At 45.1% G+C, this 13,955-nt stretch carries 12 protein-coding genes; 5 read left to right on the forward strand and 7 right to left on the reverse strand.

Going from position 1 to position 13,955, the window contains the following annotated elements; translation table 11 throughout:
• Nucleotide 1 precedes the first annotated feature (1 nt).
• Both OV592_RS01140 and OV592_RS01145 read left to right on the forward strand, forming a co-directional pair.
• Nucleotides 2–475 (forward strand): DUF494 family protein, encoded by a 474-nt coding sequence (locus OV592_RS01140; RefSeq protein ID WP_016399899.1) that lies wholly within the window; start codon nucleotides 2–4, stop codon nucleotides 473–475.
• 140 nt (nucleotides 476–615) lie between these two features.
• Nucleotides 616–1,194 (forward strand): type I DNA topoisomerase, encoded by a 579-nt coding sequence (locus tag OV592_RS01145; RefSeq protein WP_406610124.1) that lies wholly within the window; start codon nucleotides 616–618, stop codon nucleotides 1,192–1,194.
• Between the two features lie 72 nt (nucleotides 1,195–1,266).
• Here the strand turns inward: OV592_RS01145 and glnG are convergent, their stop codons facing one another.
• The 4 genes from glnG to glnA all read right to left on the reverse strand — a co-directional run bounded on the left by glnG (nucleotide 1,267) and on the right by glnA (nucleotide 5,874).
• Nucleotides 1,267–2,676 carry a nitrogen regulation protein NR(I) gene (gene glnG, locus OV592_RS01150; RefSeq protein WP_016399897.1) on the reverse strand — a complete coding sequence of 470 codons (1,410 nt, stop codon included), beginning with the start codon at nucleotides 2,674–2,676 and terminating at the stop codon, nucleotides 1,267–1,269.
• A gap of 12 nt (nucleotides 2,677–2,688) precedes the next feature.
• Nucleotides 2,689–3,744 carry a nitrogen regulation protein NR(II) gene (glnL, locus tag OV592_RS01155; protein WP_406610125.1) on the reverse strand — a complete coding sequence of 352 codons (1,056 nt, stop codon included), beginning with the start codon at nucleotides 3,742–3,744 and terminating at the stop codon, nucleotides 2,689–2,691.
• 76 nt (nucleotides 3,745–3,820) lie between these two features.
• Nucleotides 3,821–4,363: a DUF4124 domain-containing protein gene (locus OV592_RS01160; protein WP_406610126.1), complete on the reverse strand. Its 543-nt coding sequence runs from the start codon at nucleotides 4,361–4,363 to the stop codon at nucleotides 3,821–3,823.
• Nucleotides 4,364–4,467: 104 nt separating this feature from the next.
• A complete protein-coding gene (gene glnA / locus OV592_RS01165; protein ID WP_016399894.1) occupies nucleotides 4,468–5,874 on the reverse strand; it encodes a glutamate--ammonia ligase in 1,407 nt (468 codons plus the stop codon).
• Nucleotides 5,875–6,215: 341 nt separating this feature from the next.
• Here glnA and typA point away from each other — a divergent pair, with 341 nt between their 5' ends.
• Nucleotides 6,216–8,036 (forward strand): translational GTPase TypA, encoded by a 1,821-nt coding sequence (gene typA, locus OV592_RS01170; protein ID WP_016399893.1) that lies wholly within the window; start codon nucleotides 6,216–6,218, stop codon nucleotides 8,034–8,036.
• Nucleotides 8,037–8,102: 66 nt separating this feature from the next.
• Here typA and OV592_RS01175 read toward each other — a convergent pair whose 3' ends face one another.
• The 3 genes from OV592_RS01175 to OV592_RS01185 form a co-directional block, all read right to left on the reverse strand.
• Nucleotides 8,103–8,957: a PEP-CTERM/exosortase system-associated acyltransferase gene (locus OV592_RS01175; protein ID WP_406610127.1), complete on the reverse strand. Its 855-nt coding sequence runs from the start codon at nucleotides 8,955–8,957 to the stop codon at nucleotides 8,103–8,105.
• 321 nt (nucleotides 8,958–9,278) lie between these two features.
• The gene (gene cls, locus OV592_RS01180; RefSeq protein WP_406610128.1) at nucleotides 9,279–10,727 is read right to left on the reverse strand and encodes a cardiolipin synthase; all 1,449 of its coding nucleotides are present in this window, start codon (nucleotides 10,725–10,727) and stop codon (nucleotides 9,279–9,281) included.
• Nucleotides 10,728–10,831: 104 nt separating this feature from the next.
• Nucleotides 10,832–12,391: a SulP family inorganic anion transporter gene (locus OV592_RS01185; protein WP_016399890.1), complete on the reverse strand. Its 1,560-nt coding sequence runs from the start codon at nucleotides 12,389–12,391 to the stop codon at nucleotides 10,832–10,834.
• A gap of 194 nt (nucleotides 12,392–12,585) precedes the next feature.
• Here OV592_RS01185 and OV592_RS01190 point away from each other — a divergent pair, with 194 nt between their 5' ends.
• Nucleotides 12,586–13,473, forward strand: coding sequence for a virulence factor BrkB family protein (locus tag OV592_RS01190; RefSeq protein ID WP_338623238.1), 888 nt, complete (start codon nucleotides 12,586–12,588; stop codon nucleotides 13,471–13,473).
• Entirely contained in the window at nucleotides 13,470–13,907 is a 438-nt protein-coding gene (gene dtd, locus OV592_RS01195; RefSeq protein WP_406610129.1) for a D-aminoacyl-tRNA deacylase, read from the forward strand. The genes OV592_RS01190 and dtd overlap by 4 nt, the downstream gene beginning before the upstream one ends.
• Nucleotides 13,908–13,955: the final 48 nt, after the last annotated feature.

Here is a 13,955-nt window from a genome sequence, read left to right on the forward strand (position 1 = left end):
TATGTTTGATATCCTCATGTATCTGTTCGAAACCTACATTCATAGTGATGTAGAGCTGTTGATGGATCACGATGAGCTTACAGAAGAGCTCAGTCGCGCAGGGTTTCATAAAGAAGAAATCTATAAGGCACTAGATTGGTTGGAGCAGCTTGCAGCTTTGCAAGATAGCGATAAACAGCCTTATTTAAATCCTTCTGAGATTCCCTCATTACGGGTGTATACCGCACCAGAAATCGCCAAGTTGGACGTACCGTGCCGAGGCTTTTTACTGTTCTTAGAGCAGATGAAGGTACTTAATGCGGAAACTCGCGAAATGGTAATTGACCGCGTAATGGAACTTGATGGACCAGAGTTAGAACTGGAAGACTTAAAATGGGTCATTTTAATGGTGCTATTTAATGTTCCAGGCAGTGAATCGGCTTATCAGCAAATGGAAGAGTTATTATTCGATTTGGGTGATGGTCCGCTGCATTAAACACTGACTCAACGATAAAAGGTGCGCTGCAATTAGGGCTGTGCACCAATTATTGCTTCGATAAAGGCTGTGCTTGCGTCGAATCAATAGCCTATTCGCGCCATTTTGTTATGCTTAGCAAAGTTTAACGAGGTGTCAGCATGTCAAAGATAGATCCAAAGTTATTTTCTGCCCACGAACACGCCTTAGAAAAAGAATACGATGTTTGTCCTAAATGCGGTGGTGAGCTGCAGCATCGAAATAGTAAATCAGGTCCCTTTTTAGGCTGCAGCCAGTATCCGAGCTGCGACTATAGCCGAGCTTTGCACCAGCAAGATCATTCTTTGGATAAAGTACTGCCTGGGACTGAGTGTCCAGAATGCGGTGAAGAGTTAATGCTGCGCCAAGGGCGTTACGGCATGTTCATTGGATGTAGCACTTTTCCTAGCTGTCAGCATATTGAATCGGCTCAACCGCAGGCACAAAGCACGCCTGAAATAAACTGCCCATCATGCAATAATGGGAAGCTAGCCGCGAGACAATCGCGCTATGGTAAAACGTTTTATGCCTGCAACGCTTACCCTAAATGCTCCTATGCAGTGAATGACCAGCCTATCGCCAAGCCTTGCCCGGATTGTGGTTGGAAGCTATTGATCTTAAAGAAAACGGCAGCTGGTAAGCGAGAAGTTTGTCCGCAAAAAGCCTGCAGCTATAAAAGCGCACCTTTGGTGGAGGCTTAACAACATCGGTAGTTGTAAGCGCTCATAAAAAAAGGAGAACTCATTGTTCTCCTTTTTGCTGCTAGTCGCGCTCTAGGCTTCTACGTCTAGCTCTTTAAGTTTACGGGTAAGAGTATTGCGCCCCCAACCCAGAAGCCTAGCAGCTTCTTGTTTATGACCGTGAGTATGCTCTAACGCGGTAGTTAGCATGATTCGCTCAAAGTCGGGCATCGCTTCACCAAGAATGTCTATTTGGCCGGAGACTAACTGTTGAGAAACCCAGCTTTTTAACAGCGAACGCCAATTAGCATCGGCTGTCTCGCCTGTTTCTGCCACCACTGGTTGGCTCAATTCTGGCGGCAGGTCTGCTGGCAGCACTTCTTGGCCACTGGCCATTACCGTTAGCCAGCGACAAACGTTTTCCAGTTGCCTAACGTTACCTGGCCACGCTAACTGCATCATAAAGCGTTGAGTATCTTTGTGTAGTAATTTGCTTTCTACATTTAATTCTTTTGCGGCTATTTCTAAGAAGTGCTTAGCTAAAGCCGGAATGTCTTCACGGCGCTCACATAACGACGGTAAGTGAATACGAATTACGTTTAGGCGGTGGAATAAGTCTTCGCGGAAGTCGCCTTCGGCTACTTTTTTCTCGAGGTTTTGGTGGGTAGCAGCGATGATTCGTACATCTACTTGCACTGGTGAGTGGCCACCTACGCGATAGAACTGCCCGTCGGCTAGAACACGCAACAAGCGGGTTTGAATATCTAGCGGCATATCGCCAATTTCATCCAAAAACAAGGTGCCACCATTGGCTTGCTCAAAACGGCCATGGCGGATGTTGTTGGCGCCAGTAAACGCGCCTTTCTCGTGGCCAAATAGCTCTGATTCAATAAGATCTTTTGGAATGGCCGCCATGTTTAACGCAATAAAACTGCCGCTGGCTCGAGGGCTATGTTTATGTAACGCGTGGGCTACCAACTCTTTACCGGTACCTGATTGTCCGTTAATCAGCACCGAAATACTCGAGCGAGATAAACGTCCTATGGCGCGAAAGACTTCCTGCATTGCAGGTGCTTCGCCGATGATTTCTGGTGCTGGCGAGCTAGGTTTGTTATTCGCTTTATTACCTTTTTGCTCACGAGAAACCGTTACTGCACGCTCGGTTAAGGCCACCGCTTCATCGATATCAAAGGGCTTAGGTAAGTATTCAAAAGCGCCGCGCTGATAAGCGTTTACTGCACTATCTAGGTCTGAGTGGGCGGTCATAATAATAACCGGCATCTCTGGGAAATGGCTTTGGATCTTTTCCAATAAGCTCAAACCGTCCATACCAGGCATGCGAATGTCTGAGATCACTACGTCGGGCTGTTCATAATCTAACTGCTGAAGCATCATTTCACCGTCGGCGAAACTCAAGCAGTCGTAACCCGCAGTCTTTAACGCTTTTTCTAACACCCACCGAATGGAGCTGTCGTCATCAACGACCCATATTGTTGCTGCCATGTTAGTACTTCCTTAACGTCTGAGAGGAAGGTGAATGGTAAATTCGGTATGACCTGGCCAACTGGCACATTCAATCTTCCCTTTATGCTGATTAATTAAATTTTGTGCAATAGACAAACCTAAACCGGTACCGCCTTCGCGCCCCGTTACCATTGGATAGAATAGGGTATCGAGCAGTTCGGTTGGAATGCCTGGTCCATTGTCGATAATTCTTATTTCTGCGGCCAATTTAAAGCGCTGGCCGGCAATTGTTGCTTGATGAGCGGTACGGGTAATAATGTTGATACTCCCGCCTTTATCACCCAAGGCTTGAACCGCATTTTGAACAATATTGAGGAAAGCCTGTAGCAGTTGCTCATGGTCCATCTCAAAATCTGGAATGCTAGGGTCGTAGTCACGCTCAACGCTAATGCCTTCTGGTAGATCAAGCTTAACCAGCTGGCGTACTTTCTCGAGTACTGAATGCACGTTGTGCAGTTCATGCAAGCCTGGACGCTGTGGGCCAAGCAAACGATCAACTAGTTTTCTTAAACGGTCAGCTTGCTCAATAATAATGCCGGTGAATTCTTTTAGCTCTGGGTTAACTAACTCTTTTTCTAGTAGCTGTGCCGCCCCACGCAAGCCGCCAAGTGGGTTCTTAATTTCATGGGCTAAGCCACGAACCAGTTCTTTAGCTGCTTGTTGCTGGGCGTGTTGATAAAGTTCTTGAGAGATCTTCTTCTGCTGGCCAATAGCACGCATTTCCAGCATGAGTAAATTTTGGTTTTGGTTGTTGATACGCGTAGCAGAAAGCTCAACCAGCGCATGATGACTATCGAAAACCAAGGTCACTTCATTATCGGTAAAACTTTGCCCAGAGCTACACACAGTGCCTAGTTTACTAAGGTCCAGTGAGCTGTGTTTTACTTGGGTGGCCAGCGGCTCATCTATAAGCCGCTTAGCACTTTGACCGAGTAGTTGTTCAGCTGAAGCATTAACGTATTGAATCTTTAGCTCTGCATCAAGCAGCACTATGGCAGTTACTTGATTTTCCAATACTAAGCGCTCGAGCCCAGAAATATCTAACACTACTCTCTCCTGAATGATGCGCACCACTTTGGTGCTCCTGCACTGAGTTTAGCCTCAAAAAGCAGAGAGTGACTAATTAGCCTCCCCCTGCTGCGGCCGCTCCAGCGCCAAATGCGTTAGCGCGGTGCAAGAATACGGTTATGGGCTTAGACGATGCAATTTCCTTGCCTGAATCATCAACTAGCTGCACCTGAATTGTATGGGCGCCGCGATCAATGTTGGTGAGCTGGAAGCTACCCATTTTAGTGATTTGCCCCTGAGGTACGCCATCAAGCACCAATTTGTAGCCCATGCTGTTTAAGGGAAGTGGAGTAGAGCTAGCACTGATTGAGATCTTGCCTTCGTTATCACGAATGGTTTGCTCATGGCTCGGGCTAGTGATGTTAACTTGATATTGAATCGGCTTTTGTTTTTTCTTCAAGGGAGTACGAGGCGTAACAATAGGGCCTTCAGTGGCTGGCGGAGCAACATCTACCTTGAGTTCAGTAGCGCCAACTTGAGGGCGGTCTGAGAAATGCGTTACACCATCCTGATCAACCCATTGGTAAATTTTGTCAGCAGCTTGGGTACCAAAGACTGCGCCACTGATTAATAAAGCTATAGCAAACCATTTGCTCATTGATAATTCCTCCATTCAACTTGCTAAAGGTGGGCAAAAACGTATTGAAAAGCAATAAAAAAACCCGCTTTAAAGCGGGTTTTTTAAGCCGTGTAACGTTTTGTTTATACGCTGTAGTACAATTCGAACTCAAGTGGGTGAGTTGTCATGTTGATGCGCTCAACGTCAGCAGATTTCAATGCGATGTAAGAATCGATGTAATCGTTGCTGAATACGCCGCCAGCAGTTAAGAATTCACGGTCAGCATCTAGGTTCGCTAGTGCATTTTCAAGTGAAGTTGCCACTTGTGGAATTTCAGCCGCTTCTTCTGCAGGTAGGTCGTATAAATCCTTGTCCATAGCGTCGCCAGGGTGGATTTTGTTTTTGATTCCGTCAAGGCCAGCCATCAACATTGCAGAGAATGCTAAGTATGGGTTGGCTGTTGGATCCGCAAAACGTACTTCAATACGACGCGCTTTAGGCGATGGTACTACTGGGATACGAATAGACGCTGAACGGTTACGCGCTGAGTAAGCTAGCATAACTGGTGCTTCGAAGCCTGGTACCAAACGCTTGTAAGAGTTAGTTGAAGCGTTAGCAAAAGCATTAATAGCTTTAGCGTGCTTGATGATACCGCCAATGTAGAACAATGCAGTTTCAGATAGGCCGCCGTATAGGTCGCCAGCAAATAAGTTTTCGCCGTCTTTCCAAATTGATTGGTGAACGTGCATACCGCTACCGTTATCACCAACAACTGGCTTAGGCATAAAGGTTGCTGTTTTACCGTAAGCGTGAGCTACGTTATGAACAACATACTTAAGAACCTGAGTTTCATCGGCTTTTTCAACGATAGAGTTGAATTTAGTTGCGATTTCGTTCTGACCAGCTGTAGCTACTTCGTGGTGGTGAGCTTCAACAGTTTGACCCATTTCTTCAAGAACTAGACACATTGCTGAGCGAAGGTCTTGTGAAGAATCAACTGGAGCTACTGGGAAGTAACCGCCTTTAACGCCAGGACGGTGACCAGTGTTGCCGTCTTCGAAGTGCTTGTCTGAGTTCCAAGATGCTTCATCAGCATCAATTTTGTACATAGAACCTGACATGTCAGTTTTGTATTTAACATCGTCAAACAAGAAGAACTCTGGCTCTGGACCAAAGTATGCTGCGTCAGCAATACCAGTAGAACGCATGTACTCTTCAGCACGCTTAGCTACAGAACGTGGGTCACGGTCGTAACCTTGCATTGTAGAAGGCTCTAGAATGTCACAACGGATGTTTAGTGTAACTTCTTCTGTGAATGGGTCTAATACAGCAGTAGCTGGATCAGGCATCAATACCATGTCTGATTCGTTAATGCCTTTCCAACCTGAGATTGAAGAGCCATCAAACATTTTACCGTCTGAGAAGAAATCTTCGTCAACTTGGTGAGATGGAATAGATACGTGTTGCTCTTTACCTTTAGTATCAGTAAAGCGTAGGTCAACAAATTTAACTTCTTGCTCTTTAAGCAAAGCTAAAACTTCTGCAGACATGTTTTTAACCTCCAGTGTCATCAAAATTGATGGTTCAATCGATTTAATAGTTATTTATACGAATAATCGTGGTTGTGTTGCATCAAGCTAAAACTATGCCAACACATAAGGTGCTGATTTTAATGGCTAAAAATTGATTAGGCATCAATTTAGTGCAGAGCTTTGCACTTTGTTGGTGCTATTCTTGTCCATTTTGGTGCAGTGAGTTTTTGGCCTTAGCTATCATACCCTAATTGGGTAGCGGAAAAACCGTGATCAACTTAAAACTATGAGAATTTGCCGTTTATATGTACAATGGCGCACTTTTTACTTTTACCTCACAATAAAAAGGGCTGAAAGCCGTGCTAGATAAGTTAAGAAACATCGCCATTATTGCTCACGTAGACCACGGGAAAACTACCCTGGTAGACAAATTACTGCAGCAATCTGGAACCCTACAAACGCGTGGTGATGCTGAAGAGCGGGTAATGGACTCAAACGATCTTGAAAAAGAGCGTGGTATTACCATTTTGGCAAAAAACACGGCGATTGAGTGGAACGATTACCACATCAATATCGTAGATACCCCTGGACACGCCGACTTCGGTGGTGAGGTAGAACGTGTTTTATCTATGGTTGACTCTGTATTGTTGTTGGTAGATGCCCAAGAAGGCCCAATGCCGCAAACCCGTTTTGTTACTCAGAAAGCATTCGCTCAAGGTTTAAAACCTATTCTGGTAATCAACAAAATCGATAAGCCAGGTGCTCGTCCTGATTGGGTAATGGACCAAGTATTTGATTTGTTCGATAACTTAGGTGCTACCGATGACCAGTTAGATTTCCAAGTGGTTTACGCATCTGCGTTAAACGGCTGGGCTAGCTCAGAAGAAGGCGTAGAAACTGATAACATGGAGCCTTTGTTCCAAGCTATCGTTGATAACGTTGCTCCACCTGAAGCTAAAGAAGGCGAAGGTTTGCAAATGCAAATCTCTCAGCTTGATTACAACTCTTATGTTGGTGTTATTGGTGTTGGTCGTGTATCACGCGGCAGTGTTAAACCAAACCAACAAATCACGGTTGTGGGTGCCGATGGTAAAACCCGTAACGGAAAAGTAGGTCAAGTATTAGGTTATTTAGGCCTAGATCGCCATGAAGTAACCGAAGCTAACGCAGGCGACATTATCGCTATTACTGGTTTAGGCGAGTTAAAAATCTCAGACACCATTTGTGATCAAACCAATGTTGAAGCATTGCCTGCCTTGTCAGTGGATGAGCCTACCGTAACCATGACTTTCCAAGTAAACACTTCTCCGTTTGCTGGTAAAGAAGGTAAATACGTTACCTCTCGAAATATTCTTGAGCGTTTACAACAAGAGTTAGTGCATAACGTTGCGCTACGTGTTGAAGAAACTGATGATCCAGATAAGTTCCGTGTTTCTGGTCGTGGTGAACTTCACTTAGGCATTTTGATTGAAAACATGCGTCGTGAAGGCTTCGAGCTAGCGGTGTCTCGCCCAGAAGTAATTCTGCGCACTGTAGATGGTCAGTTAGAAGAACCTTATGAAGTAGTGACTATTGATGTTGAAGAAGAGCATCAAGGCAGCATTATGGAGCAGCTTGGTTTGCGTAAAGGCGAGCTAACTGACATGGCGCCAGATGGCAAAGGCCGTATTCGTATGGACTTTATGATCCCGTCACGTGGTTTGATTGGTTTCCAAACCGAGTTTATGACCTTAACCTCTGGTTCTGGTCTGCTTTACCATACGTTCGATCATTATGGTCCACACAAAGGTGGAGTAATTGGTCAACGTCAAAATGGTGTGCTTATTTCTAATGCAACCGGTAAAGCCTTAACGTACGCCTTGTTTAATCTTCAAGAGCGTGGCCGTTTGTTTACTCAGCATGCTGATGAAGTATATGAAGGTCAGGTTGTGGGTATCCACGCTCGTGACAACGACTTAACAGTAAACTGTTTGAAAGGTAAGCAGCTAACGAACGTTCGTGCATCTGGTACCGATGAAGCGCAAGTACTTACGCCGCCAATCGTAATGACCCTTGAGCAAGCGCTTGAGTTTATTGACGACGATGAGTTGGTAGAAGTAACGCCAGAGAATATCCGTATTCGTAAACGTCACTTAACTGAAAACGAGCGTAAACGTGCATCTCGCCCGCCTAAAGCTTAAGGTGAGCTAAGATTTATAAAGGCAGCCTAGGCTGCCTTTTTTATTGCATGTTTATACCTGAAGTAACTATCTATTCTGGCCCACTGCATCTAACTGATTAGTGCTCGCTAATAGTGCAGGGCTGGAGTTGACCGTTTGTTTTATTAGTTCAAACAAAGGTTGATATAGTAGCGGTAAGTGCTCTTGGAAGCGTTCGACCGTAATATGGTAAGCCGCGCGGATGCCGTGATAATCAATATTTGGCCCAATTCTGGTCATTTTAATGCCGAACATAGAAAGGCTTCGAGCAAGTTTGGGCTCAACCATTACGTACGCATGTTTTATTCCGCACTGCTCGGCAACAATTGATGCCGCTAAATACAAGCTCATAGTGATATAAGGAAAGGTTCGCAGTTCCTTTTGGCTAAATGCGCTTAAACCCGCTCCAGCTGGCGCAGCGCCATTTTTGAGATCGATTTTGCGGCGACGAAATTGGGTGTCTAAGGCCACCCTCGATACTTCACAAATGCTCTCTTTAGCAAAGTTATCGGGGTGTAGCTCTTGATGACTAATCACTGATTGGCCGGTGTCTAGCAAAGGTATGCTTTGCTGCTTGCTGGGGCTAACCATTCTTAGGCATCCAGCATCTAAACCGGAGTTAAGGTGCTGAACTCGGCAGTAATGGGAATAACTATCGTAAACATCGCGCTCCATTTGCTGGTGATTGCTTGGCTCAAACTGAAACTCTTCGCAGTAAACACGATGCCGTAATTGATAGATTTTGGTTACCTCTTCCTGATTGCTCGCAATACTGGCTTGAAAGTAACGTTGGTAACGTTGCGCGAGTTCGTCCGCTTGATGCTGTATAGCTAGTTGCTTTACTGACGATGCTGATAATTGCAATTTTCTAGGAGCAATTGCACTGGGTTGTTGATAACTCACAAGTAAACCTAATTAGTCCCTTAAATGTCTAGCAAGGCTAGTTATTCACCATAGTTATATTTTTATCAATTAGAGTGGTTTTTATGAATTTAGTCACTTTTTATGGGTGGTTATTGTCTATAACTGTGTCCTAGCGCATATTTGGTGTTATGAAAGCCTTATTCATTTTATTGGCATATTGTAGTGCCATTAGCCTTTCTGGGAGGTGCATGACATTTTTAGCTATTCGAGAGGGTTTGGAATAGTGTGGGCGGAAATGAATGATAGCGCATATTTATGCGTTTTTGAGTTGGTCCGACTAGAGCTTTTGATTGTCGACTTCTATAGCAATGGGCTGAATATATGGATGATATTCTCTAATAGCCGACGGTAAATTGGCCGTTTTCGCCAAGCGAGTGCATTAATACGTGTACTTTGTTGAAGATAATGCTGCATGATGCGATCTAGATCTTCAGCATAGGATTTGTCATCGATTATCGAAGTCACCTCAAAGTTTAGCCACAAACTTCGCATATCTAAGTTTACTGTTCCCACTAGAGCAACTTGTTGGTCTATTAACAGGCTTTTAGTGTGCAACAAGCCACCGTTAAATTTGTAGATGTTTACCCCGGCATTTAGTAGCTGCTGGTAGAAAGAGTGGCTTGCGTAGCGGACCAAAAATGAATCGTTCCTAGCGGGTAGGATCAGGTTTACTTCAACGCCTCTGCTGGCCGCGGTAACCAGCGCCATTTGTAAACTTTCGTCAGGCACAAAGTAAGGGCTGGTGAGCACTATTTGTTTTTTAGCGAGGTATAGCGAGGTAAGTAGCAGCTGAATAATGTGGTCGCCAAAAATACCCGGCCCTGATGGCATTATTTGCATTCGTTGTTGGCCTACCGAAGCCGTTGTAGAAAGTAAATCAAGCTGTTCGATAAGTGCTTCGCCGGTTTCCATTTCTATGTCGTAGGCAACTACCGCTTGTAGGTTCAAAGCTGCAGGGCCTTCTACTCTTAGCATGAGGTCTATCCACTGTCCGACGCCGCGCTGTTGGTTAAAAAAGCGTGGATCGACTAAGTTCATTGAACCGGTATAAGCAATTTGTTGGTCTATCGCTGCAATTTTTCGGTGTAGGCGTAAGTCGATACGTTGTAACAACATGCGCACTGGGTTGGCATGCAGTGCTTCTACCACATTTACGCCGGCATTCAATAACTGAGATGAAGCGCTAGACTTAAGAAATTCACTCGAACCAACCGAATCTACCAGTAAGTAAACACTCACCTTTCGTTGAGCTGCTTCGGCTAGGGCCTCAAGTAAAGGGTCAAGCAACCCACCTTGCTGAACAATGTAAAATTCCATGTAGATGCTAGATTTTGCTTGCTGTATGTCTTTAGTGAGCTGGGTTAACGTTTCCAGAGAGTCTTCGAAGTTAGTCAGTTGATTCCCCCCTAGAATTGGTAAACCCAGTAAGCGGCGGGTAAGTTGATTCAGCGGCTCCGCTACATCGGAACAGGATTGTTTAACTACGTGAGGGGAGCGATTAAACAGGTGCACGCTTTGTTTGTACTTAGTTTCCATTAGGCGAGCACGTTTGGCTCGCAGTCGCCCTAGGTAACGTTCGCCAAACAGTTGATAACAGATAATACCTACTAGTGGCAGTGCAAATATCAGCAGTAGCCAAGTTAAAGTAACTCCCACAGGCCGCCGCTTTAGCATTACTTGCAGCGCCACCGCGACAATTAGCAAGGCATAAATGAGCAACCCTAAGTCGGATAAGTAGGTATTCGTCACCGTTTGGCCTTTAGATAAAAAACCTATTGATAACTTAGCATGAAGGGCACAAAAAAGCCGCTAACTCAAACGAGTAGCGGCTTTAGATTTAGTTACTGATAGGCTTAGTTGTCGAGCGTGTCGGTGGCCACTTTATAGCTTGGATCTTCTATTAAGTTAACTTCCACCGCGCTTCCTGCCTTAGTCAGCAGTTTACGACACTCTGGGCTAAGGTGCTTAAGGTGAAGAGTTTTACCGGCTTTTTCGTAACGCTCTGCCAAGGTATCGATGGCTTCAATCGCTGAGTGATCACTTACTCGCGACTTGGCAAAATCAATCACTACATCTTTTGGATCGTTAGCTGGATTGAACAGCTCTAAGAAGTTAGCCGTTGAGCCAAAAAACAAGGGGCCATCCAACTCATAAACTTTATGGTCGTCATCTACGCTAGTGGTCGTTACGTAAATGTGCTTAGCGTGGTTCCATGCAAATACTAACGCAGATACGATTACACCAATTACCACCGCTACCGCTAAGTCGGTGAATACGGTGACTACAGATACCAGCACAATCACAAAGAAGTCAGCTTTAGGCACTTTGTTAATCATGCGCAGGCTGGCCCATTCAAAGGTGCCTAACACAACCATAAACATTACACCGACCAAAGCGGCAAGAGGAATCATCTCAATCAGTGAAGAACCAAATAGAATGAAACCCAGTAGTGCTAATGCTGCGGTGATGCCTGATAAGCGGCCACGACCACCAGAGCGAATGTTAATCATGCTCTGGCCAATCATTGCACAACCACCCATACCACCAAAGAAGCCAGTGGTTACGTTAGCCACACCTTGGCCAATACACTCTTTGTTACCATGTCCACGAGTACCGGTCATTTCATCAACTACGGTTAAGGTTAGTAGTGACTCAATTAAGCCGATAGCCGCCAGTACGATGGCATAAGGGAAGATGATTTTCAGTGTTTCTAAGTTGAATGGCACACTTGGGATCGAGAAGCTTGGTAAACCGCCAGCAATAGTTGCGTTAGCGTCACCGGTCATACCGCGCACAAAATCTACCACTGTGCGGGTATCTAAGTTTAATACCTGCACTGCTACGGTAACACCCACAATCGCCACCAATGAAGCAGGGATTGCGCTAGTAAGCTTAGGCAAGAAGTGGATAACTGCCATGGTGATAGCCACTAAACCTAGCATGATCCAAAGCTGGCTGCCTTGCATCCATTCTAGTTCGCCAAAGGCATTGGGCACTTTAAACTGACCAAGCTGAGCCAAGAAAATCACAATGGCCAAGCCGTTTACAAAGCCTAGCATTACCGGGTGTGGCACCATGCGGATAAACTTACCCAAATGGAAGACCCCGGCTAAGACCTGCAAAATACCCATGAGAACCACGGTGGCAAATAAATACTCCACACCGTGATCTGCTACCAAGGCCACCATTACTACTGCTAGCGCGCCAGTTGCACCCGAGATCATACCTGGGCGGCCACCAATTACAGCGGTAATTAACCCCACCATAAATGCTGCATATAAACCTACTAAAGGTTCTACGCCGGCAACAAAGGCAAAGGCAACTGCTTCAGGAACTAAAGCTAGCGCAACCGTTAAACCGGAGAGTAAGTCATTTTTGACTGTTGCTCCCCGAAATTTAGGAAATTCAAACATGTTCTTAGGATCCAATAAAGAACGAAAGGAAATGGGGCGGGAGTCTAGCACTTAATGTGATTCAGTTCAAAAAAACATCAGCTTTTGTTCAGCTTTTTTTAGCCAAGTTTGCGGCTTAAGCCCTTGTTAAACTTGAGTTGCGTCATTAACTAGTTCATCCTTTAGCGAGATAATGCAAAGGAGTGAAATGAATCATGAGTGGGCAGAAAAACACGCCTAATTGGCAAGCGCTTTTCCAGCAAAGCAAAGCGTTTGCGCTTTTCTTGTTTGAGCGGATAAAACAAGAAAAACTGACCATGATTGCCGGCTCATTAGCTTACGTTACCTTGCTCTCTTTGGTGCCTTTAGTAGCAGTAACGTTTTCAATTATTAGCGCCTTCCCAGTATTTTCCGGCTTTCAAACCTTAATCGAAGATTTTGTGTTTAGTAACTTTGTACCGGCCTCTGGTGAAGTGGTGAAGCAGAGCTTGCGCGGCTTTGTTGAAAACGCCTCAAAAATGACAGCGGTTGGTATCGCAGCTTTAGCCGTAGTGGCCTTAATGCTCATTTCGGCGATTGATAAGAGCCTGAATATGATTTGGCGGGTTGAGGAAAAACGCCGTTGGCGTAGTGCTTTTCCTATGTATTGGATGATTCTAACTTTAGGCCCCTTGTTAATGGGCGGCAGCTTGGCGCTAAGTTCTTACATCTTCTCCATGCAATTGTTTGCCGATGAAACATTGTTAGGTATATGGAATAAAATGCTTCGCACGGTGCCCTTGTTATTTTCTGTCGGGGCATTTTGTTTGCTGTATTTGCTGGTGCCAAATAAGTCGATCCGCTTTGTCCATGGTTTAAGTGGCGCTGTGGTGGCGGCCTTGTTGTTTGAACTGGGTAAACGAGGTTTTGCTTTCTATGTTGCCTCATTCCCTTCCTACCAAGTTATTTATGGTGCTCTCGCCACCATACCCATTTTATTTGTATGGGTATATGTGAGTTGGATAGTGGTGTTAATTGGCGCCGAAATTACCGCCGCTTTAGGCGAATTTACCGAGGGCCAACAAGTACAAGATAGCAGTAGTATCATTGAGGAGTCTGAATGATTGCGTTGATTCAACGGGTGACACAAGCCAGCGTGTATGTGTCTGATCAAACTATTGGTGAAATAGGACCTGGCTTATTAGTGTTGTTGGGTGTTGAGCAAGGTGATGACCAAGCAAAGGCCACCAAGCTTTGTGAAAAAGTAATTAAATACCGTATTTTTGCTGACCAACAAGGCAAAACCAATCTTAACGTGCAGCAAGCGGGTGGCAGCCTATTGGTGGTATCTCAGTTCACCTTGGTGGCAGACACCGACAAAGGTTTACGCCCAGGCTTCTCTAAAGGCGCTAGCCCAGAGCAGGCCAATCACCTTTATGAATACTTTGTTAGCGCTTGTCGTGACCGCGGAATGCCTACTGAAACAGGTGAATTTGCTGCCGATATGCAGGTATCTTTGGTTAATGACGGGCCTATGACTTTTTGGCTGCAGGTTTAATTTTCATCAATAAAATCGAAACTTTGCGGCGGCTCACATATCAGATTT

Origin of the sequence: Agarivorans sp. JK6 (assembly GCF_045277145.1) — a bacterium.
Taxonomy (GTDB): domain Bacteria; phylum Pseudomonadota; class Gammaproteobacteria; order Enterobacterales; family Celerinatantimonadaceae; genus Agarivorans; species Agarivorans albus.